The organism is Neobacillus sp. OS1-32, from assembly GCF_030915425.1.
GTDB classification, from domain to species: domain Bacteria; phylum Bacillota; class Bacilli; order Bacillales; family Cytobacillaceae; genus Neobacillus; species Neobacillus paridis.
Genome location: NZ_CP133263.1, coordinates 166,530 through 193,258 on the forward strand (window position 1 = coordinate 166,530; position 26,729 = coordinate 193,258).

At 41.0% G+C, this 26,729-nt stretch carries 24 protein-coding genes and 1 tRNA gene; 24 read left to right on the forward strand and 1 reads right to left on the reverse strand.

Translation table 11 applies throughout. From position 1 onward, the window contains the following. The 9 genes from RCG24_RS00910 (at position 1) to uvrC (ending at position 10,805) form a co-directional block, all read left to right on the forward strand. The gene (locus RCG24_RS00910; RefSeq protein WP_308078077.1) at positions 1–2,361 is read left to right on the forward strand and encodes an endonuclease MutS2; all 2,361 of its coding nucleotides are present in this window, start codon (positions 1–3) and stop codon (positions 2,359–2,361) included. Between the two features lie 19 nt (positions 2,362–2,380). After that, a complete protein-coding gene (locus RCG24_RS00915) occupies positions 2,381–2,788 on the forward strand; it encodes a DUF350 domain-containing protein (protein WP_202652217.1) in 408 nt (135 codons plus the stop codon). 282 nt (positions 2,789–3,070) lie between these two features. After that, positions 3,071–4,777, forward strand: coding sequence for an AMP-binding protein (locus RCG24_RS00920; RefSeq protein ID WP_202652218.1), 1,707 nt, complete (start codon positions 3,071–3,073; stop codon positions 4,775–4,777). A 186-nt stretch (positions 4,778–4,963) separates the two neighbouring features. Then, a complete protein-coding gene (locus RCG24_RS00925; RefSeq protein WP_202652219.1) occupies positions 4,964–5,548 on the forward strand; it encodes a fatty acid metabolism transcriptional regulator FadR in 585 nt (194 codons plus the stop codon). A 28-nt stretch (positions 5,549–5,576) separates the two neighbouring features. Continuing rightward, the gene (locus RCG24_RS00930) at positions 5,577–6,350 is read left to right on the forward strand and encodes an enoyl-CoA hydratase (RefSeq protein ID WP_308078078.1); all 774 of its coding nucleotides are present in this window, start codon (positions 5,577–5,579) and stop codon (positions 6,348–6,350) included. A gap of 87 nt (positions 6,351–6,437) precedes the next feature. Continuing rightward, positions 6,438–7,211, forward strand: a complete 774-nt coding sequence (locus RCG24_RS00935; RefSeq protein ID WP_202652221.1) for an electron transfer flavoprotein subunit beta/FixA family protein — start codon at positions 6,438–6,440, stop codon at positions 7,209–7,211. 209 nt (positions 7,212–7,420) lie between these two features. Further along, a complete protein-coding gene (locus RCG24_RS00940) occupies positions 7,421–8,398 on the forward strand; it encodes an electron transfer flavoprotein subunit alpha/FixB family protein (protein WP_308078079.1) in 978 nt (325 codons plus the stop codon). Between the two features lie 193 nt (positions 8,399–8,591). Continuing rightward, the gene (gene trxA, locus RCG24_RS00945) at positions 8,592–8,906 is read left to right on the forward strand and encodes a thioredoxin (RefSeq protein ID WP_308078080.1); all 315 of its coding nucleotides are present in this window, start codon (positions 8,592–8,594) and stop codon (positions 8,904–8,906) included. A 126-nt stretch (positions 8,907–9,032) separates the two neighbouring features. Next, positions 9,033–10,805 (forward strand): excinuclease ABC subunit UvrC, encoded by a 1,773-nt coding sequence (gene uvrC, locus RCG24_RS00950; protein WP_202652224.1) that lies wholly within the window; start codon positions 9,033–9,035, stop codon positions 10,803–10,805. 81 nt (positions 10,806–10,886) lie between these two features. Here uvrC and RCG24_RS00955 read toward each other — a convergent pair whose 3' ends face one another. Next, positions 10,887–11,339: a YslB family protein gene (locus RCG24_RS00955; protein WP_202652226.1), complete on the reverse strand. Its 453-nt coding sequence runs from the start codon at positions 11,337–11,339 to the stop codon at positions 10,887–10,889. A gap of 423 nt (positions 11,340–11,762) precedes the next feature. On the opposite strand from RCG24_RS00955, the gene RCG24_RS00960 reads away from it, so the two are divergent. The 15 genes from RCG24_RS00960 to lonB all read left to right on the forward strand — a co-directional run bounded on the left by RCG24_RS00960 (position 11,763) and on the right by lonB (position 26,554). Next, positions 11,763–12,371, forward strand: coding sequence for a succinate dehydrogenase cytochrome b558 subunit (locus tag RCG24_RS00960; protein ID WP_308078081.1), 609 nt, complete (start codon positions 11,763–11,765; stop codon positions 12,369–12,371). Positions 12,372–12,423: 52 nt separating this feature from the next. Next, entirely contained in the window at positions 12,424–14,175 is a 1,752-nt protein-coding gene (sdhA, locus tag RCG24_RS00965; protein WP_308078082.1) for a succinate dehydrogenase flavoprotein subunit, read from the forward strand. Positions 14,176–14,196: 21 nt separating this feature from the next. Continuing rightward, positions 14,197–14,958 carry a succinate dehydrogenase iron-sulfur subunit gene (gene sdhB, locus RCG24_RS00970; protein ID WP_202652229.1) on the forward strand — a complete coding sequence of 254 codons (762 nt, stop codon included), beginning with the start codon at positions 14,197–14,199 and terminating at the stop codon, positions 14,956–14,958. Between the two features lie 229 nt (positions 14,959–15,187). Beyond that, a complete protein-coding gene (gene gerE, locus RCG24_RS00975; protein WP_009796032.1) occupies positions 15,188–15,412 on the forward strand; it encodes a spore germination transcription factor GerE in 225 nt (74 codons plus the stop codon). A 193-nt stretch (positions 15,413–15,605) separates the two neighbouring features. After that, positions 15,606–16,052, forward strand: coding sequence for a MarR family winged helix-turn-helix transcriptional regulator (locus RCG24_RS00980; protein ID WP_202652230.1), 447 nt, complete (start codon positions 15,606–15,608; stop codon positions 16,050–16,052). An 88-nt stretch (positions 16,053–16,140) separates the two neighbouring features. After that, positions 16,141–16,941: a glutamate racemase gene (racE, locus tag RCG24_RS00985; RefSeq protein ID WP_308078086.1), complete on the forward strand. Its 801-nt coding sequence runs from the start codon at positions 16,141–16,143 to the stop codon at positions 16,939–16,941. A gap of 144 nt (positions 16,942–17,085) precedes the next feature. Further along, entirely contained in the window at positions 17,086–18,126 is a 1,041-nt protein-coding gene (locus tag RCG24_RS00990; protein WP_308078087.1) for a GerMN domain-containing protein, read from the forward strand. A 108-nt stretch (positions 18,127–18,234) separates the two neighbouring features. Beyond that, positions 18,235–18,990 carry a ribonuclease PH gene (gene rph, locus RCG24_RS00995; protein ID WP_308078088.1) on the forward strand — a complete coding sequence of 252 codons (756 nt, stop codon included), beginning with the start codon at positions 18,235–18,237 and terminating at the stop codon, positions 18,988–18,990. A 152-nt stretch (positions 18,991–19,142) separates the two neighbouring features. Further along, the gene (locus RCG24_RS01000; protein WP_308078089.1) at positions 19,143–19,757 is read left to right on the forward strand and encodes an XTP/dITP diphosphatase; all 615 of its coding nucleotides are present in this window, start codon (positions 19,143–19,145) and stop codon (positions 19,755–19,757) included. Continuing rightward, positions 19,750–20,262, forward strand: coding sequence for a metallophosphoesterase family protein (locus RCG24_RS01005; protein ID WP_308078090.1), 513 nt, complete (start codon positions 19,750–19,752; stop codon positions 20,260–20,262). The genes RCG24_RS01000 and RCG24_RS01005 overlap by 8 nt, the downstream gene beginning before the upstream one ends. A 109-nt stretch (positions 20,263–20,371) precedes the next feature. Further along, positions 20,372–20,448: transfer RNA gene (locus RCG24_RS01010), tRNA-Arg, on the forward strand. A gap of 135 nt (positions 20,449–20,583) precedes the next feature. Continuing rightward, on the forward strand, positions 20,584–21,615 hold the full coding sequence (locus RCG24_RS01015; RefSeq protein WP_308078091.1) for a tetratricopeptide repeat protein: 1,032 nt from the start codon (positions 20,584–20,586) through the stop codon (positions 21,613–21,615). 164 nt (positions 21,616–21,779) lie between these two features. Beyond that, a complete protein-coding gene (gene tig / locus RCG24_RS01020; RefSeq protein WP_308078093.1) occupies positions 21,780–23,057 on the forward strand; it encodes a trigger factor in 1,278 nt (425 codons plus the stop codon). Between the two features lie 446 nt (positions 23,058–23,503). Further along, positions 23,504–24,763 carry an ATP-dependent protease ATP-binding subunit ClpX gene (clpX, locus tag RCG24_RS01025; RefSeq protein WP_308078094.1) on the forward strand — a complete coding sequence of 420 codons (1,260 nt, stop codon included), beginning with the start codon at positions 23,504–23,506 and terminating at the stop codon, positions 24,761–24,763. Between the two features lie 123 nt (positions 24,764–24,886). After that, the gene (gene lonB, locus RCG24_RS01030; RefSeq protein ID WP_202652241.1) at positions 24,887–26,554 is read left to right on the forward strand and encodes an ATP-dependent protease LonB; all 1,668 of its coding nucleotides are present in this window, start codon (positions 24,887–24,889) and stop codon (positions 26,552–26,554) included. Positions 26,555–26,729: the final 175 nt, after the last annotated feature.

Below are 26,729 nucleotides of genomic sequence, written 5' to 3' on the forward strand. Positions count from 1 at the left end.
ATGCAAGATAAAGTATTAAAAGTGTTAGAATTTACTAAAGTGAGAGAGCAGCTGTTAGAGCATGCGGCTTCATCACTAGGGAAAGAAAAAATAGCAAACTTGGTACCATCAACGGATTTCGACGAGGTGGTGAAACTTCAGGCAGAAACCGATGAGGGGGCCACTGTTTATCGGATTAAAGGCAATATTCCACTTTCAGGGATCTATGATATCAGGCCGCATATTAAGCGTTCCATCATTGGCGGGGTGTTAAGCCCGCATGAATTGATGCAAATTTCCAGCACCATTTACGCAAGCCGGCAAATGAAACGTTTTATTGAGGAAATTGATGAAGAACGCACTGAGATACCGATTTTAAAGGAGCAGGTGGATCAGATTATTCCACTAACGAACCTGGAGCATGTCATTAAACAGGCGATTGACGAGAGCGGTGAAGTGTTGGACGGGGCCAGCGAACTGCTTCGGACCTTAAGACACCAGCTGCGATCCAATGAGGCACGGGTCCGGGAAAAATTAGAAAGTATGATTCGTTCCTCCAGCGCCCAAAAGATGCTGTCAGATGCGATTATTACTATTCGCAACGACCGTTTTGTCATCCCTGTTAAGCAAGAATACCGCGGTCATTACGGCGGGATTATTCATGACCAAAGCTCTTCGGGGCAAACATTGTTTATTGAGCCGCAGGTGATTGTGCAATTAAACAATCAGCTGCAGGACATCCGCGTTAAGGAACAATTGGAAATTGAACGAATCCTTACCGAGCTGTCAGCAAAAGTGGCCGAATTTGCAAACGAACTGCAAATCATTGTCAAGATCCTGGCTAATTTAGATTTTATTTTTGCCAAGGCAAGATATGGGAAAAAAATAAAAGCGACGATGCCGATTATCAACAATGAAGGCAGAATCGCATTATATCAGGCAAGGCATCCGTTCATTCCGCTTGATGAGGTTGTCGCAAATGACATTTTGCTTGGCGAAGATTATACCACGATTGTCATTACCGGTCCCAATACCGGCGGGAAAACGGTTACGCTCAAAACACTTGGACTATGTTCGCTTATGGCTCAGGCCGGATTGCAGGTACCGGCCCAGGATGGTTCCGAACTGGCGGTGTTTGGCGCTGTTTATGCCGATATTGGTGATGAACAATCCATTGAACAAAGCTTGAGTACATTTTCTTCCCATATGGTAAATATTGTCGATATTTTAAATCGAGTTGATGATAACAGCCTTGTCCTGTTTGACGAGCTAGGTGCCGGTACTGATCCACAAGAAGGAGCAGCATTGGCGATTTCGATTCTAGACGAGGTTTATCGGATTGGTGCCAGGGTAGTCGCTACCACTCACTATCCGGAGTTAAAGGCATACGGCTATAATCGTGAAGGCGTCTTGAATGCCAGTGTTGAGTTTGATGTCGAGACACTAAGCCCCACCTATAAATTATTGCTGGGAGTGCCCGGCCGCAGTAATGCATTTGAAATTTCCCAACGCCTTGGCCTCAATGAACGAATCATTAATAATGCCAGGTCCTATATTAGTGAGGACACCAATCAAATTGATAACATGATCGCGTCGCTTGAAGAAAGCAAGCACCAGGCAGAAATCGAACAGCAGGAAGCATTGGACTTTTTAAGGCAGGCGGAAAAGCTTCATAAAGATTTGCAAAAACAAATGATAGAATTCTATGAGAAGAAAGATTCTATGCTCGAAAAAGCGGCTGCAAAGGCGGCTGAAATTGTCGATGAAGCCAAAAAAGAAGCCGAGCAGGTCATTCGCGATCTTCGTAAAATGCGAACGGAAAAGCACGCTGAAATAAAAGAACACGAATTAATTGATGCTAAGAAACGTCTGGAAAAAGCAGTACCGGAGATGACTAAATCAGCGAAATTGACCAATAAGAAGAGTAAAAAGCAGCAATATCTGCCCGGGGATGAAGTGAGGGTTTTAACCTTTGATCAGAGAGGTACACTTGTGGAGAAAGTTTCTGCTGATGAGTGGCAGGTACAAATGGGAATTTTAAAAATGAAGGTCAAAGAAAAAGATATGGAATATCTTGGGTCAACGGAAAAGAAACAAGAGACAAGACCGATGGCCATTGTAAAAGGCAGCGACTCCCATGTTAAACTGGAGTTGGATTTACGTGGAGAACGGTATGAAGATGCGCTGCTCAAGGTAGAAAAGTATATTGATGACGCTCTTCTTGCAAGCTACCCGCGTGTCTCAATTATTCATGGAAAAGGAACAGGTGCTTTAAGACAAGGAGTTCAGGAGTATTTAAGAAATCATCGAGCGGTTAAGAAAATCCGCTTTGGCGAGGCCGGAGAAGGAGGCACCGGTGTCACTGTAGTGGAATTTAAATAATGTCCGGGGAGACTTTGCAATGAACCAGTTTTGGGAAAATGAGTATATTCAAATTGCAGCTTATTATAGTGTTGTCATTTTATGCACAATTGTTTTTTTGGCGATTTTTGAATTGGTCACGAAATATCGGAATTGGGAAGAAATTAAAAATGGCAATCTGGCCGTGGCCATGGCGACCGGAGGAAAAATCTTCGGGATTGCAAATATTTTTCGCAGTACAATTGAAGAGCATACTTCATTGACTTCTATGATTGGATGGGGGATTTATGGCTTTTTCCTATTGTTGGCAGGCTATTTTATCTTTGAATTTTTGACGCCAAAGTTTAAAATTGACGAAGAAATTCAAAATGATAATCGTGCCGTCGGTTTCATTTCCATGATGATCTCGATCGGGTTATCTTATGTGATCGGTGCAGGAATTTCTTAAGGGGAGAAAGGGAAAATGAAAAATTTAGCAAAGGTTCTGATAGGTTTATCAGCTGTGTTTATTCTGATCGGGATTATATATCTTGTATTTTTCACATGAATCGAATGTTCCGTTAGACATTTCAATCTAATTAAAGTCATCACTGATCCTTCAGTGGTGATTTTTTTTACTACCAGGTAAATTAGAGGGGAGAAAATTGTGAATTGTTAAATATATAATCCTGTACTATAATTAAATGAGTAGTTGGAATTTTTAAAAATTTTCGTAAAGGGAGGTTAATAAATGATAGAATCTAAACCATGGTTGAAATTGTATCCTAAAGAGATACCTGCCACGATCGAGTACTCCTCTGACCCGATTCAGACATATTTGGAAAATTCCGCTGCAAATTATCCAGATAAAGTTGCCATTCATTTTATGGGCAAGGAGTTAACTTTTAAACAGTTGCATGAGGAGGCCGTAAAGTTTGCCGGATATCTGCAAAACCACATCGGCATTATAAAAGGAGACCGTGTTGCCATCATGCTTCCGAATACGCCGCAGGCAGTCATTAGCTATTTTGCAATTCTGCTGGCCGGAGGAATTGTCGTTCAAACGAACCCGCTGTATACGGAACGTGAATTAGAATATCAAATGAAAGATTCAGGGGCAAAAGCCATCGTCACCCTTGATATCCTTTATCCTAGAGTAACAAAGGTAATGCCGCAGACAGGACTAAAGCATATCATCGTCACTTGCATTAAAGATTACTTGCCGTTTCCTAAAAATCTTCTGTATCCCTTTATTCAGAAAAAACAATACGGACTGGTCGTTAAAGTAAAGCATGAAGGAAATTCACACTTGCTTTCAGAAATTCTAAAAATGAAACCGCTTAAACTGACCAAGTATGAGATCAATCCTGATGAAGACCTTGCATTGCTCCAATATACGGGAGGGACAACCGGTTTTCCAAAAGGCGTAATGCTGACGCATAAGAATTTAATGGCCAACACGACAATGAGCGAGAAATGGATGTACAAATGTCACCCTGGTGAAGAAACGATTCTTGGCATTGTTCCTTTTTTCCATGTTTATGGTATGACTGTTTGTATGCTGTTATCGATAAAAATGGCTGGCAAAATGATTCTCATGCCAAAATTTGATGCGTTAGAAACGTTAAAAACGATTCACAAACAACGTCCTACACTTTTTCCTGGGGCACCGACCATCTATATCGGTCTGCTGAACCATCCTGATATAAAGAAATATGATCTGTCTTCCATTGAGGTCTGCATCAGTGGATCCGCCCCACTTCCGTTAGAGGTCCAGCAGAAGTTCGAAGAGGTAACGAATGGTAAGCTAGTCGAAGGCTATGGATTATCAGAAGCATCACCAGTGACACATACGAATTTCCTGTGGGATGTGGAAAGGGTAAAAGGCAGTATTGGGGTTCCATATCCGGATACAGAGGCAAAAATCATTGCTGTTGGTTCAGAAGAGCCGCTGCCCCCTGGTGAAATTGGCGAAATTGTCATTAAAGGGCCTCAGGTCATGAAAGGCTACTGGAATCGGCCTGATGAAACCGCCGAAGTTTTGAAAGACGGCTGGCTGTATACCGGTGATCTTGGCTATATGGATGAAAAGGGCTATTTTTATGTGGTTGATCGCAAGAAGGATATGATCATCGCCGGAGGGTACAATATTTATCCCAGAGAAATCGAGGAAGTATTGTATGAGCACCCGGATGTAGTGGAGGTTGTAGCTGCAGGTGTTCCTGATCCATATCGCGGCGAAACCGTTAAGGCTTACATCGTCTTAAAGGAAGGCGCAAAGGTTACCTCAGAAGAAATGAATCAATTTGCCAGAAAATATCTGGCAGCCTATAAAGTGCCGAGAATATATGAGTTCAGAGACGAATTACCTAAAACAGCCGTTGGAAAAATTTTAAGAAGACAGCTTGTCGAAGAAGAAAAGAAAAAAATCGATGAACAAAATAAAAACCATGCTTAATCCGAACAATTTTAATTTTTTTTTGCAGTAAGCTTGTCCCAACAGCATAGATCATAGATAAAAATTTGTTGCTTGAAAGTCAATTTGTTTTCTTGACAGACATGCCGATAAAATCTATTATAAAAATATGAATGATGATTCATTCATATTTTTCTTTTTAAATTTTTCTTCAAAGAAGGGATTACAATGAAGAAGACAAAACCAAAATACATGCAGATCATTGATGCCGCAGTGGTAGCGATTGCGGAAAACGGCTATCACCAAGCACAAGTATCAAAAATTGCGAAGCAGGCGGGAGTCGCCGACGGGACCATTTATCTTTATTTCAAAAATAAAGAAGATATTCTTATCTCTCTCTTTGAAGAAAAAATGGGAACTTTTATTGAAAAAATAGAGCAAATGATAGCAGGAAAAAAGACCGCAACGGAGAAGTTATTAAAAATGATTGAAACTCATTTTGAATTGCTTTCAGCCGATCATCATCTTGCCATTGTTACACAGTTGGAATTACGTCAATCCAATAAAGATTTACGATTGAAAATTAATGATGTGTTGAAAGGTTATTTAAAGGTGATTGATAAGATACTGATTGAAGGCAAGGAAAATGGTGAGTTCTCAAACAATCTTGATATTCGTCTTGCCCGACAAATGGTTTTTGGCACAATTGATGAAACAGTTACGACATGGGTGATGAATGAAGAAAAATATGATTTAAAAGCTTTGGCATCCCCAATCCATAATATGTTTATCAATGGATTTGGCGGTTGCTAGGGTCTGAACAAAGGGGGAATTTATTGGGATGGACTATTTAAAATGGTCAAGTCAGGACAGGATTGCCACGATTACCATACAACGTCCGCCGGCAAACGCGCTTTCATCAGGTCTTTTACGGGAATTATCAGCAGTGCTGGATGAAATCGAACCAAACCGCGACATTAGGGTGATTGTGATTCATGGAGAGGGACGCTTTTTCTCAGCCGGGGCAGATATTAAGGAATTTACCACGCTTAATTCTTCAGAAGGGTCTTCAAATTTTGGTAAGTTTGGACAAGATTTGTTTGACCGGATCGAAAAGTTTCCAAAACCAATCATTGCCGCCATTCACGGTGCTGCGCTTGGCGGCGGTTTAGAGCTGGCCATGGCATGCCATATCCGCTTGGTTAGTGAAACCGCGAAACTGGGGCTGCCTGAGCTTCAGCTTGGGATAATTCCTGGTTTTGGCGGAACACAGCGGCTGCCAAGGTATGTTGGAATGGCTAGAGCAGCCGAAATGATGTTCACCTCAGAGCCAATAACCGGGCTGGAGGCAGTGGAATACGGTCTGGCTAATCATGCATATCCGGAGACAGAAGTATTGGGAGAAGCGTTAAAGCTGGCACAAAAAATTGCCAAGAAAAGCCCTGTTTCGCTTCATGCGGCTATTCAACTATTAAACTATGCCAAAACGGGCGAATTCTATGAAGGTATGAAAAAAGAAGCGGAATTATTCGGAGAGGTCTTTGTGTCAAATGACGCGAAAGAGGGGATCCAGGCTTTTATTGAAAAAAGAGAGCCGCATTTTAAAGGAGAGTAAACATATCTATTTAATAATTTTTTAGCTCCAATTTTTTCAATCTTTTTAACTGAACAAATGTTTGAATTTTTTAGGAGGCGCTAGATAATGAACATTTACGTATTAATGAAGAGAACCTTTGATACCGAAGAAAAAATTACATTAAGCGGCGGAAAGATCAACGAAGATGGTGCTGAATTCATCATCAACCCTTATGATGAATATGCCATTGAGGAAGCAATTCAAGTCCGCGATGCCAATGGCGGTGAAGTAACAGTTATTTCTGTTGGCAGCGAAGAGGCTGAAAAGCAATTGCGCACTGCGCTTGCAATGGGCGCTGATAAAGCAGTCCTTATCAATACAGAGGACGATGTTGAAAACGGCGACCAATTTACGACTGCCAAAGTTCTTGCTGAATATTTAAAAGATAAAGAGGCTGATTTAATTTTAGGCGGGAACGTTGCGATTGATGGCGGATCTGGCCAAGTCGGACCACGTGTTGCGGAACTGCTCAATATTCCCTATGTAACAACGATTACGAAATTAGAGATCGATGGTAACAATGTAACGGTGACCCGTGATGTTGAAGGTGATTCCGAAGTAATTGAGACAAGCCTGCCACTGTTAGTAACAGCACAGCAAGGTTTGAACGAACCGCGCTATCCATCGCTTCCTGGGATTATGAAAGCGAAGAAGAAGCCGCTTGAAGAATTAGAATTGGATGATCTTGATTTGGATGAAGAAGATGTGGAAGCAAAAACAAAGACAATCGAAGTGTATTTGCCGCCTAAAAAGGAAGCTGGAAAAGTGTTAGCAGGAGAGCTATCCGATCAAGTAAAAGAGTTGGTTCATCTGCTTCACACTGAAGCAAAAGTAGTCTAATTAACACATCAAATTTTTGAAAAATGAGGCGGAATGTCGTTTAACGTGAGTTAATGCTAACTAATGAAAGCGGATAGGCCATATTAATGTAATGCCTTTTCCGATTCTGTTCACACCGCCTGCATTGGCTGGTGGGAGGTATTTGTTCGTTTTTTCAAAGTAAATGATGGCGCGGAAGGCCATAGTTCGTATACAGGGGGTAAACTCATATGTCCAGAAAAGTATTAGTATTAGGAGAAGTTCGCGACGGCTCCTTACGTAACGTATCCTTTGAAGCAGTGGCTGCAGCCAAAACGGTGGCTGAAGGTGGAGAAGTTGTCGGAGTATTACTTGGTGAGAATGTAAGCGATTTAGGTACAGAGTTAATTAAAAACGGTGCAGATCGTGTCGTTGTAGTAGAAGATGGCAAATTGGCTCAATATACTTCTGATGGGTATTCTCAGGCAATCCTGGCTGTAATGGATCAAGAGCAGCCGGAAGGACTGGTTTTCGGTCACACGGCCCTTGGGAAAGACCTATCACCAAAAATTGCTGCCAAACTCGAATCCGGCCTGATTTCAGATGCAACCGCAGTTGAAGTGGTTGGAGGAAATGTTGTGTTTACAAGACCAATCTATTCAGGCAAGGCATTCGAAAAGAAAATTGTCACAGACGGATTAATTTTTGCAACCGTTCGTCCTAATAACATCACACCGTTAGAAAAAGACGAATCAAGAAGCGGTGAAGTTACTTCTCTTTCCATTGAAATTAAAGACCTTCGTACGATCATCAAAGAAGTGGTGAGAAAGGCAACCGAAGGCGTTGACCTGAGCGAAGCAAAGGTAGTTGTTTCCGGTGGGCGCGGAGTCAAGAGTGCTGAAGGCTTCAAACCATTAAAAGAATTGGCCGACGTATTAGGCGGTGCAGTAGGTGCTTCCCGAGGTGCATGTGACGCTGAATACTGCGATTATTCGCTGCAAATCGGTCAAACTGGTAAAGTTGTTACACCAGATCTTTATATCGCTTGTGGTATATCCGGCGCCATCCAGCATCTTGCCGGGATGTCAAACTCCAAGGTAATTGTTGCGATCAACAAGGATCCAGAAGCAAATATCTTCAAAGTAGCAGACTACGGAATCGTCGGCGACCTGTTTGATGTTGTCCCAATGCTAACGGAAGAATTTAAAAAGCTAAAAGTTCATCAATAATAAGAAAAGCGCAAGCGCCTTGGTCATCGCTGGACAATAAGAGAAGCGGGCAGCATAGAGACTGCTCGCTTTTTGCATAGCCCGTTTGTATCCGGGGAAAAGTACTTAGGAAACAAATTATTAGCTTGATTTTTCAATCAATGTTATACTTTCGGTAGTATTTGAAAGTAATTTGTAGGAGGTTAAGTAAATTATGGCAATTTCTCACATAACAGATCAAAACTTTTCAGCTGAAATAAGCTCTGGCCTTGTTCTGGTAGATTTCTGGGCACCATGGTGCGGTCCATGTAAAATGATTGCTCCTGTTTTGGAAGAACTTGACGCTGAAATGGGCGATAAAGTGAAAATTAAAAAATTAGATGTGGATGATAATCCACAAACTGCTTCTAACTTTGGTGTTATGAGCATCCCAACACTATTGGTATTCAAAAATGGCGAGGTCGTTGATAAAGTAGTCGGCTTCCAGCCAAAAGAAGCTTTGGCAAGCGTCCTGCAAAAGCACATCTAAGCAATTTATTATGACAAAGCCTTAACCGGAATCTTTCTGGTTGAGGCTTTTATTTCGTACTTTTCTTTACAGGCGGATTGTTTTAATATGGATAGGAAAGTGAATTGCCAGAAAGGAGTGGCCGGAATGAATGAAACGATTAAACAAAAACTGACATTGCTGCCTGATCAGCCTGGCTGCTACTTAATGAAGGACCGTCAGGGAACGATCATTTATGTTGGCAAGGCTAAAGTCTTAAAAAACCGTGTTCGATCGTACTTTACCGGATCGCATGACGGTAAAACCCAGCGGCTTGTCCAGGAAATTGAGGACTTTGAGTATATTGTAACCTCCTCTAATATTGAGGCATTACTGCTGGAATTGAATTTAATCAAAAAACACGATCCTAAATATAATGTGATGTTGAAAGATGACAAAACCTATCCGTTTATCAAGCTGACAGCCGAACGACATCCAAAGCTGATCATCACCAGAAAAGTCAAAAAGGATAAAGGAAAATATTTTGGCCCTTACCCAAACGTTGGTGCTGCAAATGAAACGAAAAAGTTGCTAGACCGGATTTATCCTCTAAGAAAATGCGCGACCTTGCCGGATCGCGTTTGTTTGTATTACCATCTTGGGCAGTGCCTGGCACCATGTGTAAATGACGTGAGTGAAGAACAGTACAAACAAATAACCGATGAAATTACTCGTTTTTTAAATGGCGGGTATAAAGAAATAAAAAAAGAACTGACCGAGAAAATGACAGCTGCTGCCGAGGAACTTGATTTTGAACGGGCCAAGGAGTATCGCGACAAAATTGCTCATATTGAAACGATTATGGAAAAACAAAAGATTACGATGACGGATTTTACCGACCGCGATGTGTTTGGCTACGCTGTTGACAAAGGTTGGATGTGTGTGCAGGTCTTTTTTGTCCGTCAGGGAAAAATGATCGAGCGCGACGTCTCGATGTTCCCCGTCTATAATGAACCGGAGGAAGAAATCTTGACCTTTCTTGGTCGTTTTTATCAACAACCGAATCATTTTAAGCCAAAGGAAATTCTCATTCAGGACGAAGTCGATGTGCATATGGCGGAGCAGCTTCTAGAAGTAAAAGTACTGCAGCCAAAGCGAGGACAAAAGAAGGATCTCGTCAAGTTGGCGATCAAAAATGCCAAAATTGCTTTGAATGAGAAATTCTCGCTAATTGAAAAAGATGAAGAAAGAACGATTAAGGCGGTGGAAAATTTGGGGGAACTTCTTGGAATTTATACACCGCATCGCATTGAATCTTTTGATAACTCCAATATTCAAGGAACTGACCCGGTTTCAGCAATGGTTGTCTTTACTGATGGAAAAGCGGACAAACGTGAGTATCGGAAATATAAAATCAAATCGGTTCAAGGGCCTGATGATTACGAATCGATGAGAGAGGTAACAAGAAGGAGATATTCCCGCGTTCTGAAGGAAAACCTGCCGCTGCCGGATTTAATTATTATTGATGGTGGCAAAGGACATGTGGAAGCAGTCAGAGACGTGCTGGAAAATGAACTCGGCCTGGATATTCCCTTGGCAGGTCTGGTAAAGGATGAGAAGCATAGGACTTCACAGCTTTTGTTCGGTAATCCGTTAGAAATGGTCCCCCTGCCCCGAAATAGTCAAGAATTTTATTTGCTGCAAAGGATTCAAGATGAGGTTCACCGGTTCGCCATCACCTTTCACCGCCAAACACGCGGCAAAAATGCTTTCCATTCCATGCTGGACGATATTCCTGGCGTTGGTGAAAAGCGGAAAAAGCTGTTATTAAAGCATTTTGGCTCCGTGAAAAAAATGAAGCAGGCAAGCCTGGAGGAATTCACAGCAATTGGGCTGCCGCATCACGTTGCCGAAGAACTGTTAAAAAAATTACAAACATAGCAACAACCGCAGTACCTGCTTCAGCGAAAAAATGGTGTCAGGCACTATCTGAATCATTCACATAGTGCCTGGCACCGAAGCCTATACCGAATCTTTTTGATCCCATTTGACTGTAAAGCGGACGATATTGGCTTTTTTTATTGGGTGTTCAAAGGTTTCAGTTATCACTTGTTTTTGCCGTTCGATTTGTTGGGCCAGGAAGCCTGCCTCCAGCTGAAAGAATTGCTCAGCTTTTGATTTTACCCGGGATACAAGCAGCGGGCTGGTTAATTCAAATTCCATTTCGGTTTTTGTTTCATTTTTTAATACAAGATGTCCCCACGAAGCTTGATCGAAAAATTCGACAATTTTGTCGTAATCATCCAATGGATATTTACGTGCGAGGTGTTTACCAGCCCAATATAATATTTCCGGGGTATCTTTTCCCAATATATCAGGTAAAAGAATTTCCCGAATTAATTCATATCCAAAGATGGAAATGGATCTGGGATCATCCGTATTGATTAATTGTTTTGAAGCTGTGCTTTCGTTCACAAGTTTCCCCTCTTTCTACCATTCTATTATATACAATTTGAGTAAAGTTTCAGCACTGTTTTTTAAAAAAGGGTTGTGAAGAACGGATTATTATATTAGGAATATTTACTAATTTTCCTGATAATTTATTGTTCCCTAAACGAGAAAAATCCCAGCCAAAATTTATTGGGAATACATCCAAAAATTGCCGGAATAATTTATCGTTGCAAAGATGACCAGGAGCATTTTTTAAAACTATTATAATAGCAATATATTTTAAATATTTTATCTATTAACGATAGAATTATGTATCCGTTTCCTTGACGCTCTATGTTGTTGGGAGTACAATGTACATGTCACATAATTGTCACAGTGATGTAAGTTTTTGGGGAAATTTGGGGACTTAACATCATCGTGAAAATTCAAAGGGGGTTCAATTTATTAATGGCGGGTAATCGCGAGTTTTTTAATCGGAGATTGCATTCATTGCTTGGGGTTGTTCCAATTGGCTTGTTTCTATTGGTGCATCTTACAGTCAACCACCAAGCAACAGGGGGAGCGGAATCATTTAACCGAGCCGCAAATTTTATGGAGAGTTTGCCATTTTTGCATGTCCTTGAAATCTTATTAATTTTCTTACCTTTATTATACCATGCAATTTATGGCCTATACATTGCCTTTACGGGCACTGTAAACACTGGGAAGTTCGGGTATTTTAGAAACTGGATGTACCTTCTACAGCGGATTACAGGTGTTATTACTCTTATTTTTGTTGCATGGCATGTTTGGGAAACAAGGATTGCAATGATGTTTGGCACACCTCTTAACTACCAAATGATGGAGGATATTTTTTCCTCGCCGTTTATGATCGGCTTTTACCTTGTTGGGATTATTTCAGCTATTTTCCATTTTTCTAATGGATTATGGTCGTTTATGGTTAGTTGGGGGATTACATTATCGCCTCGTTCTCAAGTGATTTCTACATATGTAACAATGATTATTTTTGTAGTTTTGTCCATCGTGGGAATTCAAACTGTTTTTGCATTTATTTAATAGATTTTGAACGGAAAAATACAGGATTTAGAATTAGGGAGTGACTTACGATATGAGTAATGGCAAGGTGATCGTAGTCGGCGGTGGACTTGCTGGCTTGATGGCAACGATTAAAGTTGCAGAACATGGAACACCTGTAGAATTGTTTTCACTTGTTCCGGTTAAACGCTCTCACTCCGTTTGTGCCCAAGGCGGTATTAATGGAGCAGTAAATACAAAAGGTGAAGGGGATTCCCCATGGATTCACTTTGACGATACGATTTATGGCGGCGACTTTTTGGCAAACCAACCGCCAGTTAAAGCGATGTGTGAAGCAGCACCTGGTATCATAAATCTATTTGACCGGATGGGAGTTATGTTTAACCGTACTCCGGAAGGATTGCTTGATTTCCGACGCTTTGGTGGGACACAGCATCACCGTACTGCATTTGCCGGTGCAACTACCGGACAGCAATTACTATATGCTTTGGACGAGCAGGTGCGCCGTCACGAAGTTGCCGGATTGGTGACAAAGTATGAGGGCTGGGAGTTTTTAGGTGCAGTCCTTGACGATGAAGGTGTCTGCCGCGGGATTGTAGCACAAGACTTAAAAACGATGGAAATTAAATCATTTGCTGCTGATGCCGTGATCATGGCGACAGGCGGACCGGGAATTATCTTTGGAAAATCAACCAACTCTGTTATTAATACTGGTTCAGCTGCATCTATTGTTTATCAACAAGGGGCTTATTATGCAAATGGTGAAATGATTCAAATTCACCCAACCGCCATTCCTGGTGATGACAAGCTTCGCCTCATGAGTGAATCTGCTCGTGGTGAGGGAGGACGTATCTGGACCTATAAAGATGGAAAACCATGGTACTTCTTGGAAGAAAAATATCCTGCATACGGAAACCTGGTACCTCGTGATATTGCAACGCGTGAAATTTTCCATGTTTGCGTTGATATGAAATTAGGTATTAATGGTGAAAACATGGTTTACCTCGATTTATCGCACAAGGATCCACATGAATTGGATGTAAAACTTGGCGGTATTATTGAAATTTATGAAAAATTCGCCGGAGATTATCCGCATAAGGTTCCAATGAAAATTTTCCCTGCTGTTCACTATTCAATGGGCGGTTTATGGGTGGATTATGATCAAATGACAAATATTCCAGGTCTGTTCGCTGCTGGTGAATGTGATTATTCACAGCATGGTGCAAACCGATTAGGTGCGAACTCCTTGCTTTCAGCCGTGTATGGCGGCATGGTTGCCGGACCTAATGCACTTAAATATATTGAGGGACTTGAAAAGAGTTCCGATGCAATATCTTCAACTGTTTTTGATCGCAAAGTTAAAGAAGAACAAGAGAAATGGAATGCAATTATGGCGATGGATGGTACTGAAAATGCGTATGTGCTTCATAAGGAGCTCGGCGAATGGATGACCGCAAATGTTACCGTAGTTCGCTATAATGACAGGCTGTTAAAAACAAATGAAAAAATTCAAGAACTATTAGAACGGTACAAAAACATTAACATTAATGATACGGCAAAATGGAGCAACCAGGGAGCTGCATTCACCCGTCAATTACAAAACATGCTGCAAATGGCACGTGTCATCACTATTGGTGCTTACAACCGTAATGAGAGCCGCGGTGCTCACTATAAACCTGATTTCCCTAAACGTGATGATGAAAACTTCTTGAAAACAACAATGGCGAAATTTGTTGATTCTAGTTCTGCTCCAGCTTTCCATTACGAGGATGTTGATATTTCCTTGATTAAGCCGAGAGAGCGCGATTATACGAAGAAGCATTAAGTGAAAGGGGAGTAGGAAAAAATGGCAGAAACGAAAACAGTTAAATTTATCATTACCCGTCAGGATACTCCGGACTCTAACCCTTACGAGGAGGAATTCGAAGTTCCATATCGTCCCAATATGAACGTTATCTCAGCGTTAATGGAAATTCGGAGAAACCCTGTAAATAATAAAGGTCAGCAGACTGCACCAGTCACCTGGGATATGAACTGTCTTGAAGAAGTCTGCGGTGCTTGCTCAATGGTTATCAATGGCAAGCCGCGCCAAGCATGTTCAGCGCTGGTAGACAAGCTGGAACAGCCAATCCGTCTGGCACCGATGAAAACATTCCCTGTTGTCCGTGACCTGCAAATCGACCGCAGCAAAATGTTTGATTCCTTAAAGAAAGTTAAAGCATGGATTCCAATTGACGGAACCTATGACCTCGGACCTGGTCCGCGGATGCCGGAAACGAAGCGTCAATGGGCATACGAGTTATCTAAATGTATGACTTGCGGCGTTTGCTTGGAAGCATGCCCAAATGTAAATAGTAAAACGAATTTCATGGGACCATTTGTCTTTAACCAAGTTCGTTTATTCAATGCCCACCCAACAGGTGCCATGAACAAGGCAGAACGTCTTAATGCCTTTATGGAGGATGGCGGGCTGACAGGCTGTGGTAACTCACAAAACTGTGTTCAAGCATGTCCGAAGGGTATTCCGATAACAACATCGATCGCAGCCGTTAACCGTGATGCAACCCTTCAATCATTCAAAAACTTCTTTGGCAGTGACAGAGCCTAATCGAAAACAACCTTCTTTTTCCAGTTTTGCTGAAAAAGAAGGTTGTTTTGTTGTTTGCGTTCGAAATCAGGTCGGGAGAAAAAAATAACTTGCTAGATAAGATTAATAAAAATCTCCTGCTTCAAGGCGAATACAGTCACTACCTTTCCACTGTTCACATATGATATGGTGACTAAATATATACCCACCCCCGGTGCATAACTGGCGAAGGCAAGGAGGGTTACAATACTTGAAGGAGAATGAATATACTCACAAGCCATTACTCACCAAACGAGAAAGGGAAGTATTCGAACTGTTAGTACAAGATAAAACAACAAAAGAAATTGCTGGTGAATTATTTATAAGCGAGAAAACGGTTCGGAATCATATTTCCAACGCAATGCAAAAGCTTGGTGTAAAGGGGCGATCACAAGCAGTTGTAGAACTCCTTCGTATGGGAGAGCTAGAACTATAAACATGGCCGGCATCCGTAATGGAGGCCGGTTCATGCTTTTTATCAGTACAAAAGGTAAAATTCTATAAGAAGTGGTTGTTAATCAGCAAATGGATATTCAATAGTTTTACTTGAATTTTTCCTTGAAAAAGTAGAAAATAAGGACAAGTTTACCTTGTCTCGAGGAGAAGCCTATTTTAGGAGTGTAAAATACATGAAACCCGAAAATCCAGAAAGAACTGGGGACATTATTGCTAATATTGAGAAGGATCTACGTTATATCTCCGGAATTATTAAGCAAAAAGGCAGGGAAATGCTGACTAATTATAAGATTACGCCCCCCCAATTTGTCGCCTTGCAATGGCTCTTTGAAGAGGGGGACATGACCATTGGTGAGCTTTCCAGCCGGATGTATTTAGCTTGTAGCACAACAACGGATCTGGTCGACCGTATGGAGAAAAACCAATTAGTTGAACGGGTAAAAGATCCGCATGACCGCCGTGTTGTCCAAATTCATTTACTTGAAGAAGGAAAAAGAATTATTGATGAAGTCATCAAAAAACGGCAGGCCTATTTAGCAGAAGTGTTAAAGAACTTTTCAATAGAAGAAATTCAACTTTTGCAAAATAATCTGGAAAAGCTGCATGAAGAAATGCGCTAATTTGAAAAGGATAATTTGCTGGCAGCAGTCTGGTTTTGGCTGGCACAAAAGACGCAGTATTTCAAGAATTTAAATGAGGCGAGAAGTTTTGAAACAACCAATTGGTGTAATAGATTCCGGTGTTGGCGGACTAACAGTTGCAAAAGAAATCATGCGGCAGCTTCCGAATGAACAAATAATCTACTTGGGAGATACCGCCCGCTGTCCCTATGGTCCAAGAACAGCAAAGGAAGTAAAAAGATTTACATGGGAATTAACTCATTTTTTATTAAAAAAAAATATTAAAATGCTCGTCATTGCCTGTAATACGGCGACGGCAGCGGCCCTTGAGGAAATTCGCCGGGAGCTTCCGATTCCGGTCCTGGGTGTTATTAATCCGGGAGCCCGGGCAGCAGTTAAGCGAACAAAGAATTACCGGGTCGGTGTGATTGGAACTGAAGGAACTGTGAAAAGCGGGGCTTATGAAAAAGCTTTAAAATCGTTAAATAGCCGGCTTTATATCAAAAGTCAGGCCTGTCCCAAATTTGTTCCGCTAGTTGAAAGCGGCGAATATGATGGACCGATTGCTGAAAAAATCGTTAGTGAAGCGTTAAAGCCGTTAATCGATCAAAATTTAGATACGTTGATCATGGGCTGTACCCATTACCCTTTACTTGGCACACTAATACAAAGGGAAATGGGGGAAAAGGTACAGGTGATCAGCTCAGGTGATGAAACGGCTCGGGAGGTAAGTGCCATTTTGGAATATAATGGGCGGCTGGATACTGATGATGATCAGCCGGTTCATGAATTTTATACAACCGGTTCAACGTGGATTTTTTCAAAAATTGCTTCCCAATGGCTCGGGCCACAATTTCCTGTCAACCAGGTAAAAAAGATTAAGCTATAAGAAGGACCTCCTTTGATTAAAAGGAGGTTCTGGTTTTTACTACTCTTTCGATATCAACAACATTAATTTTTCTTTCTAAAGACGGTCTAATTTTTTTATAGGCTCGTATACATGATAGTACAAACTGTCTTTGGGGGGAAAAATATGCTCAAACATAAAGGGAAAATCCTCGGATACACGATTCTTACTTCTGCAATTGTGTTGTCAGGGTGCGGCTTGCTTGGCGGTGAAACAAAACAAAAAATTGATCCGCCAAAAACTATATCAGTTGCGGATCCAAAAGAAAGTAAAAAAACCGCAGCAAAAAACACAGAAAACACAGTGAAGACCGAACTTTACCTGATTGATAAAAACGGCTATGTTGTCCCGCAAACCCTTAATTTGCCTGCGACCAAATCGGTGGCAAAACAAGCGCTTGATTATCTAGTGGTTAATGGTCCTGTTGCGGAGAGTCTGCCAAATGGGTTTAAAGCTGTATTGCCTGAAGGAACAGACCTGTCGGTAGATGTAGCGGATGGTGTAGCAACCGTTAATTTTTCAAAGGAATTTAAGAACTACCAGCCAGAGGATGAACAGCGAATTCTTCAATCAGTAACTTGGACATTGACGCAGTTTGATAATATCAATTCAGTTAAGCTGAAACTGAATGGCCACCCCTTAACGCAAATGCCAGTCAAGGGAACCCCTATTAGTGAAAACCTCTCCAGGGCTGCGGGAATCAATTTTGATTTGACTGATGTAGTGGATATTACCAATACAAAGCCTGTAACGGTTTATTTTATCGGCGGTGAAGAAGGTTCCTATTATTATGTTCCGGTTACACGAAGAGTCAGCAACAGTGAAAAGGATAATATTGCTGCGGCTGTGACGGAATTGGTGAAAGGGCCTAGTGAAAAATCAAATCTCGTATCTGAATTTATGTCGGATGTAAAGCTTTTGGATCCGCCGAAAGTAGAGGACGGGAAAGTAACCTTAAATTTTAATAAGAATGTCTATGGCAGCTTTGAGGAAAAGGTGATTTCCCAACATTTATTAGATGCCTTGGTTCTTACTTTAACCGAACAAAAAGGAATTGAAAAAGTAGCGGTTCAAGTAAATGGTAAGGCTGAGATCAAGAGTGATCAAGGGAAGAATCTTTCAGAGCCTGTAACACGTCCAGAAAAAGTAAACACCGGTAGTTTTTAAAAGGAGATTTTTGTTATACTATATAAAGGACTGTGAAAGGAGGTTGGCTGGTAAGCCGCCTCTTTCTTATTTAATGAAAATGCGTCTTGAAATGAAGGAGGAAGCATTGTGCGTATAGATGGAAGAGAACCAATGCAATTAAGACCGATACATATTGAAACCAATTATTTAATGCATCCGGAGGGTTCGGTGCTTATATCTGTAGGCAATACGAAAGTGATTTGTGCAGCCAGTATCGAGGATCGGGTACCACCCTTTATGAGAGGAGAAGGCAAGGGCTGGATTACCGCTGAATACTCGATGCTGCCGCGGGCTACCGAAACAAGAAATATTCGGGAATCGTCTAAGGGAAAGGTTTCTGGAAGGACGATGGAGATTCAGCGCCTGATTGGCCGCGCCTTACGTGCAGTGGTTGACCTTGGCACGATTGGAGAACGAACTGTTTGGATCGACTGTGATGTGATTCAGGCTGATGGCGGCACAAGAACCGCCTCGATTACCGGGGCATTTGTTGCGATGAGTCTGGCGTTAAATTCATTAGCTGAGAAAAAGTCACTTGCAAGATTTCCAATTATTGATTACTTGGCCGCAACCAGTGTCGGAATTTTAAAGGATAATCAAACCGTGCTTGATCTAAATTATGCTGAGGATTCAAAAGCTCAAGTGGACATGAATGTCGTGATGACTGGCAGCGGTGAATTTGTCGAATTGCAAGGAACGGGCGAGGAATCAACTTTTTCCTATGAGCAGCTTCAAGGCTTGCTGCAGGCTGCTCAAGGAGGCCTTGTCGAACTTTTCGAGTACCAAAAGAACGCACTTGGAGCAGAAATAATGAAAAAAATCGAGGAGCGACGGAAGAAATAGGGTGGGTTAAGAGAATTGCAGATAATTGGCTGAAACTGCAGATATAATACTGATTATTGCAGATAAGTCAGTAAAAATGGCAGATATATTTGTTCAATTGCCTATTTCGCGCCTGTTAAAATATATTTTATAAGGAAATAAAGGAGTTAGCCATGAAAGAAGTCATTATTGCAACGAAAAATCCCGGCAAAGCCAGAGAATTTGAACATATTTTTTCACCGAGAGGCATCACAATAAGGACTTTACTTGACTTCCCGGATTTGCCTGAGGTGGAAGAAACGGGTTCGACTTTTGAGGAAAATGCGATATTAAAAGCAGAGACCGTTTCCAGAGCATTAAATAAAATGGTGATGGGCGATGATTCCGGCTTGATAATTGATGCCTTGGGTGGCAGACCAGGAATTTATTCAGCCCGGTATGCTGGTGAGCCGAAAAATGACGAAAACAATATTGATAAAGTGCTATCAGAATTAACTCATGTTCCGAAAGAAAAAAGGACAGCAAGATTCTATTGTGCATTAGCTCTCGCCGTACCGGGACAGGAAACTTTCACGGTGTCTGGCACCTGTGAAGGAGAAATTCTCGAGGAGCGCAGAGGCAAAAACGGATTTGGTTATGATCCGATATTTTTCCTTCCTGAAATAGGTGGGACAATGGCAGAGCTGACCTCCGATGAAAAAAATAAAATCAGCCACCGTGCCAATGCTTTAAAAAAATTGGATGCCGAGCTGGATTCACTCTTAGAAAGAGGTGACAATCATGTGTAAGGTGCTGATTGTCAGTGACAGCCATGGTTTAACAAAGGAACTGGAGGTTATTAGAGAAAGGCACTCACAGGAAGTTGACCTCTTCATTCATTGCGGGGATTCCCAGTTGATGCCTGACCATAAAGCGATCACCGGGTACCTTACCGTGGCTGGGAATTGCGATTTTGGTGATTATCCCTTAGAACTTTTCCCCAATGTTGCTGGTAAAAAGTTTTTTATTACCCATGGTCACCATTATTCGGTAAAGTCTTCATTAATGAAATTAAAATTCAAGGCTCAGGAAGTAAACGCTGATATCGTTTGCTTTGGCCATTCGCATGTGTTGGGGGCTGAGCTAGTGGATGGAACATTATTTGTCAATCCAGGCAGCATTCGCCTCCCGCGCGGCCATTTCGATAAAACATATGTTATTCTGGAGTTAAACAACGATTCAGTAACCATGAAAGTTTATGAAGTAAACGGTCGCGAACTCCCAAGCTTGGCCCGCGGATTTGTGCTAAAATAGAAAAGGGGAGAATCCTCTCCCCCCTATTCATGAAAAAATATGAAATCACTGTTGACTTTTAGATATTAGGATAATATAATAAATCTTGTCTTTGATAAATAGATACCACGTCCCAGTAGCTCAGCTGGATAGAGCATACGCCTTCTAAGCGTACGGTCGGGAGTTCGAACCTCTCCTGGGACGCCATCCTACATACCAGACATCTGAACTTGCCTATTAAGGTGAGTTTTTTTTGTACTTATTTTAGTATAGGATTGGTTTCCTTTTTCCCATTATTAATGCTAAACTTATGGACATCAACAGGCCGAAGGACGGATTAATATGATGAAGAAGCGGGAAACGCTAAAAAGAAAAGATAATGTAATATTTTTTCCGGGATTTGAAAAGAGGTTAATTAGCAAAGGCATTGAAAATCTGCACAATAAAAAATTTTCCGATGCGATTGATTTGCTTGAGCTTGCGAGGGAATATGACCCCGATAATGATGAAATTTTAATCGGGCTTGTTATGGCGTATTTCGAAGCATCTGCCTTTGAAAAAGCCAGGGAGATCGCCAAGGAGATATTGCGAAAAGGGGTTGGCGATTATTTTCAAATGGTGGATTTATATCTGACAGTGCTGATCCAGCTTCACGAGTACGAAGAAATTATTACCACTATAGAACTATTACTGGATGAAAAAGAAGTTCCGCCTGACAAGTTTGATCATTTTTTAACAATTCTCCAATTTAGCAAGAAGATGCTCCAGAACCCTGCTCCAGCAGTAGAAAGAAAACAGCAGAAAGAAGAAAATAACCCGCAAAAGCTAAATCTTTTTTCACTTAATGGTGTAAATGAACAAATGCTTTTAGTTTCAAATCTTGCTGAAAAAAATATTCGACCATACTTCCAAGAAATTGCAGAATACTTAAGGGCGGAAACAGGAAATTTTTTTCTTAAAACTATTTTATTGACCCTTTTAAAAGAGCAGGAAATTGACAGCCCGGTAACTGTCAATAAATTTGAAGTCAGGAAAAATGTCATTCCGGTCAAGCTTCCGGAGGTTAGGCAGCAGCCAAAAATGCTCGAGGTCAAAGCTGCGTTGGAAAATCATCTTGAAAGCCGGAATCCCGTTCTATATCAAAATATCATCACCTTAGTAGAACGGATTTTCTTCATTAGTTATCCGATGGAATTGGAGCCAGCTAATGCATTTGCCTGGGCAGCTGCCTTTCATTTTCTGGCAGAGGAATACCATGGATTTCAATCGAAAAAAACTGAAGTGGCTAAGGAATATGATGTCAAACCCGAAGAAATGGAACAGGCAATCAGGCAGGTCGAGCGAATCGAAGAAATTTCTTACCCCAATCTCTAGCCAAGGCTGTTGAAAGAAACAAAACCTATGGTATAATGTAGGGGTTGCATTGTGTAAAAAAGGTCATATTACAGTAAAAAACTAGGACATGACTTGGTAACAAGACATATTCCTGAATTTAATTCGTTACGAATGAAATGAGAATAGATGTTGGAGGGAACAGTATGACTGCAAAATGGGAAAAGTTAGAAGGAAGCCGCGGCGTACTTACAGTTGAAGTAAGTGCCGATAAAGTAAACGAAAGCTTAGATGCGGCATTTAAAAAAGTGGTTAAGCAAGTAAATGTACCTGGTTTCCGTAAAGGAAAAATACCGCGTGCATTATTTGAAAAGCGCTTTGGTGTAGAATCACTTTATCAAGATGCTTTGGATATTCTTCTTCCAGATGCATACAGCAATGCGATTGATGAGACTGGAATCGAGCCAGTTGATCGTCCGGAAATCGACATTGAGCAAATAGAAAAAGGCAAAGAATTAATTTTCAAAGCAACTGTAACGGTTAAACCTGAGGTGAAATTAGGTGACTATAAAGGTCTTGAGGTTGAAGAATTAGACACTACCGTTACAGACGAAGATGTGCAAAAAGAACTTGAATCACTGCAAAATCGTCATGCAGAGCTTGTTGTAAAAGAAGCAGGCACTGCTGAAAATGGCGATACAGTTGTCATCGACTTTGAAGGTTTCGTTGATGGCGAAGCGTTTGAAGGCGGCAAAGCTGATAACTATTCATTAGAACTTGGGTCTAATTCATTCATCCCTGGTTTTGAAGAGCAGTTAGTTGGTGTTGCTACAGGCGAATCTAAAGACGTCGAAGTGACCTTCCCTGAAGAATATCATGCAGCAGAGCTTGCAGGAAAGCCGGCAACATTCAAGGTTACTGTTCACGAAATCAAAGCAAAAGAACTTCCTGAGTTAGATGATGAATTTGCAAAAGATGTCGATGAAGAAGTTGAAACATTAGATGCATTAAAAGAAAAAATCAAAACCCGTTTAGAAGACAGCAAAAAGCACGAAGCTGAACATCACCTGAAAGATTCACTTGTGGAAAAGGCAGCAGACAATGCTGAAGTTGATATCCCTGAAGTGATGATTGAAAACGAAGTCAACCGCATGTTGCAAGAATTCGAACAACGTCTGCAAATGCAAGGAATGAATCTTGAGCTTTACTTCCAATTCTCAGGTCAAGATGAGCAGGCTCTACGCGAGCAAATGAAAGAAGAAGCTGGAAAACGAGTGAAAATTAACTTAACATTAGAAGCCATTGCTAATGCTGAAAATATCGAAGCAACGGATGAAGATGTGAATGCCGAGTTGGAAAAAATGGCTGGAATGTACAATATGACCGTTGATAACATTAAGGCAGCTCTTGGTGGAGTGGAAGGCATTAAATCAGACCTTAAACTTCAAAAGGCAGTAGACTTTCTTATTGAAAATAAGAAGTAAACATTAATGTACCACAAGGCACGATTTTTTAGTCGTGCCTTGTTTTTGCTACATTCGGAATTCTTTAGGTATTTTACAGCATTTTATCAATCGTCTTTCAGACCTGTTCAGCAGTGAAGTTTTCTTTTATGTATTTTTTGAATTACATATTATAATTAGAGTAGGGAACATTTTTAACAACAAGCAGGAAAAATTCTTTTCAAGAGCGAATTAATAATTCCATGCATGATAAGTCTTATTTTTAAAAAATATGGCTAAGATTAATTAGTACCTTTATTTTAAACGCGAAATCCCCGTAAAATGAAAACATATTAGGATAAAGCTTTTTATTTTCAGTATATTGACCAAATGTGATACAATGCAAAATACATACTATTCAATTGATAATAATCGTTTGTGGGAATCGCGTTAACAATAAAGGATTAACGTTCTGAGGGGTGAAAGGTTTGTTTAAATTTAATGATGAAAAAGGACAATTAAAATGTTCGTTCTGTGGTAAAACTCAGGACCAAGTTCGAAAATTAGTAGCGGGGCCAGGAGTTTATATATGCGATGAATGTATTGAACTTTGCACTGAAATTGTTGAGGAGGAGCTTGGTACAGAAGAGGAAGTAGAATTTAAAGATGTTCCTAAGCCACGGGAAATTTGTGAAATTCTTGACGAATATGTAATCGGTCAGGATCAAGCGAAAAAGTCGTTATCTGTTGCTGTTTATAATCACTATAAACGGATTAATTCCAACAGCAAAATTGATGATGTTGAACTGCAAAAAAGTAATATCTGCATGATTGGGCCGACAGGAAGCGGTAAAACATTGTTAGCACAAACATTGGCGCGAATTTTAAATGTCCCATTTGCCATTGCCGATGCGACTTCCCTTACGGAAGCGGGTTACGTTGGCGAAGATGTTGAAAATATTTTGTTAAAATTAATCCAAGCTGCCGATTACGATGTGGAAAAAGCAGAAAAGGGCATTATTTATATCGATGAAATTGACAAAATTGCCCGAAAGTCTGAAAATCCTTCGATTACCCGGGATGTTTCCGGTGAAGGTGTTCAGCAGGCGTTGTTGAAAATTCTTGAAGGTACGGTTGCCAGCGTTCCCCCTCAGGGAGGCAGAAAACATCCGCATCAAGAATTTATCCAAATTGATACAACCAATATCTTATTTATTTGCGGCGGTGCTTTTGACGGTATTGAGCAAATTATTAAGCGCCGCTTAGGGCAGAAAGTAATTGGTTTTGGTTCAGACATTAAGCAGCACGAGGTTAGTTCAAAAGAGCTGCTTTCCAAAGTTTTGCCTGAGGACTTATTACGCTTTGGGTTAATCCCTGAATTTATTGGCCGCCTTCCGGTCATCGCCAGCCTTGAGCAATTAGACGAAGCTGCGTTAATTGAAATTTTAACAAAACCTAAAAATGCGCTCGTCAAGCAATATCAAAAAATGCTTGAAATTGATAATGTAGAATTAGAATTTGAAGAGGGTGCATTAAAAGAAATTGCTAAAAAAGCAATTGAACGCAAAACAGGTGCTCGCGGCTTACGATCCATCATTGAAGCGATTATGCTTGATGTTATGTTCGACCTGCCTTCACGTGATGATATATCAAAATGTATTATTACCAAGGATACGGTTGTCAATAACAGTGTTCCAAAACTCATTTTAGAAGATGGAACCGTCATTGTAGAAGAAAAATCGGCTTAATAAGGTGGACAAAATTTTAGACCCGGTAGTTTGCCGGGTCTTTTAATTTTTTTGTTTATTCCACCAATCTGCAGGAAATACTTATTATTATCAAATGAGTATTTCTGTGCAGGAGGAATAGAGATGAGTTGGACGGGGATTGCATTATTTATCCAATTATTTTTTGGAATCATTATTGGACTGTATTTTTGGAACTTGCTCAAAAATCAGCGGACGCAAAAGGTATCGATAGATCGGGAATCACGCAAAGAAATGGAGCAATTACGAAAAATGAGGTCGATTTCCTTAACTGAGCCACTATCTGAAAAAGTGCGCCCAACCAGTTTTCAAGATATTGTCGGCCAAGAGGATGGGATTAAATCATTGAAAGCAGCTTTATGCGGGCCAAATCCACAACACGTCATCATATATGGTCCTCCTGGAGTCGGCAAAACAGCTGCTGCCAGGTTAGTGCTAGAGGAAGCCAAGAAGAATCCCAAATCACCTTTTAAACGTGACTCGGTTTTTATTGAATTAGATGCAACGACAGCCCGGTTTGATGAACGGGGGATCGCTGACCCATTAATCGGTTCTGTCCATGATCCGATTTATCAAGGTGCCGGGGCTATGGGACAGGCTGGAATTCCCCAACCGAAACAGGGTGCCGTGACCAATGCCCATGGCGGTGTCTTGTTCATTGATGAAATTGGCGAGCTCCATCCGATTCAAATGAATAAATTGTTAAAAGTATTGGAAGATCGAAAAGTATTTTTAGAAAGTGCTTATTATCACGAGGAAAATACACAAATTCCAACACATATCCATGATATTTTTAAAAATGGCCTGCCGGCCGATTTTCGTTTAATTGGGGCGACAACCCGAACACCCAGTGAAATCCCACCTGCCATCCGCTCCCGCTGCATGGAAGTGTTTTTCCGCGATTTAACCGAGGAGGAGATCGTAACGGTTGCCAAGAAGGCGGCCGCCAAGGTCTCCATGGATATTAGTGAAACGGGGGTTCATACCTTATCTACATATGCCAGAAACGGCCGTGAAACAGTCAATATGATTCAGATTGCTGCTGGATTGGCGATTACCGAAGAACGAAATTATATTAAGGATGAGGACATTGAATGGGTGATTCATTCCAGCCAACTGACACCTAGGATGGAACGGATGATCGGAGACAATGCCCAAATCGGGCTTGTTAACGGGCTGGCCGTCTACGGTCCAAATTCTGGAGCGCTGCTAGAAATTGAAGTAACTGTAATTCCTGCAAAAGAAAAAGGAACTATTAACATTACCGGCATTGTCGAAGAAGAAAGCATTGGCGGGCAAGGGAAATCAATCCGGCGAAAAAGCATGGCCCGCGGGTCGATTGAAAATGTGATTACCGTTTTACGATCGATGGGTGTTCCGGCAAATGACTATGATATCCATGTGAATTTTCCCGGCGGGGTGCCAATTGATGGTCCATCTGCGGGAATTGCCATGGCAACGGGGATTTACTCGGCAATTTACAAAATCCCGATTGATCATACAGTAGCGATGACCGGAGAAATAAGCATTCACGGTAATGTGAAACCAGTTGGCGGTGTTTATCCGAAAGTTAAGGCAGCGAAAAAAGCAGGGGCCAAAACGGTTATCATTCCTGAAGAAAATAGGCAAAATATTTTAAATGAAATCGGCGGAATTAAGATCATTCCGGTGACCCATCTGAATGAAGTTTTTGAAATTGCTTTAGTTCATAATTTGGCAAAAAACACTGTCATTCCGGCCTCGATAGAATTGTCCAAAAAAGAATCCATTTAAAAACTTCGTCTGCTGTTAGAAAATGGGTATCACAAAAACTTCGGTTTGAACAAAACCGGAGTTTTTCTATTGTAATTTGGGGAACATAAAAGTATCGTGTAATGACAGGAATCAGTTAAAAATAGACACTAAAAAACAAATAAGATAGAATTTGTACAAGGACTATTCCTTTCAT

Coding starts and splice junctions, on each gene's coding strand:
- RCG24_RS00980 (WP_202652230.1), top strand. CDS start 15,606: ATGAAACCCGAAAATCCAGAAAGAACTGGGGACATTATTGCTAATATT.
- RCG24_RS00925 (WP_202652219.1), top strand. CDS start 4,964: ATGAAGAAGACAAAACCAAAATACATGCAGATCATTGATGCCGCAGTG.
- trxA (WP_308078080.1), top strand. CDS start 8,592: ATGGCAATTTCTCACATAACAGATCAAAACTTTTCAGCTGAAATAAGC.
- RCG24_RS00930 (WP_308078078.1), top strand. CDS start 5,577: ATGGACTATTTAAAATGGTCAAGTCAGGACAGGATTGCCACGATTACC.
- tig (WP_308078093.1), top strand. CDS start 21,780: ATGACTGCAAAATGGGAAAAGTTAGAAGGAAGCCGCGGCGTACTTACA.
- RCG24_RS01005 (WP_308078090.1), top strand. CDS start 19,750: ATGTGTAAGGTGCTGATTGTCAGTGACAGCCATGGTTTAACAAAGGAA.
- sdhA (WP_308078082.1), top strand. CDS start 12,424: ATGAGTAATGGCAAGGTGATCGTAGTCGGCGGTGGACTTGCTGGCTTG.
- RCG24_RS00920 (WP_202652218.1), top strand. CDS start 3,071: ATGATAGAATCTAAACCATGGTTGAAATTGTATCCTAAAGAGATACCT.
- RCG24_RS00915 (WP_202652217.1), top strand. CDS start 2,381: ATGAACCAGTTTTGGGAAAATGAGTATATTCAAATTGCAGCTTATTAT.
- RCG24_RS00940 (WP_308078079.1), top strand. CDS start 7,421: ATGTCCAGAAAAGTATTAGTATTAGGAGAAGTTCGCGACGGCTCCTTA.
- RCG24_RS00960 (WP_308078081.1), top strand. CDS start 11,763: ATGGCGGGTAATCGCGAGTTTTTTAATCGGAGATTGCATTCATTGCTT.
- RCG24_RS01000 (WP_308078089.1), top strand. CDS start 19,143: ATGAAAGAAGTCATTATTGCAACGAAAAATCCCGGCAAAGCCAGAGAA.
- uvrC (WP_202652224.1), top strand. CDS start 9,033: ATGAATGAAACGATTAAACAAAAACTGACATTGCTGCCTGATCAGCCT.
- RCG24_RS00910 (WP_308078077.1), top strand. CDS start 1: ATGCAAGATAAAGTATTAAAAGTGTTAGAATTTACTAAAGTGAGAGAG.
- RCG24_RS00935 (WP_202652221.1), top strand. CDS start 6,438: ATGAACATTTACGTATTAATGAAGAGAACCTTTGATACCGAAGAAAAA.
- sdhB (WP_202652229.1), top strand. CDS start 14,197: ATGGCAGAAACGAAAACAGTTAAATTTATCATTACCCGTCAGGATACT.
- RCG24_RS01015 (WP_308078091.1), top strand. CDS start 20,584: ATGATGAAGAAGCGGGAAACGCTAAAAAGAAAAGATAATGTAATATTT.
- lonB (WP_202652241.1), top strand. CDS start 24,887: ATGAGTTGGACGGGGATTGCATTATTTATCCAATTATTTTTTGGAATC.
- RCG24_RS00990 (WP_308078087.1), top strand. CDS start 17,086: ATGCTCAAACATAAAGGGAAAATCCTCGGATACACGATTCTTACTTCT.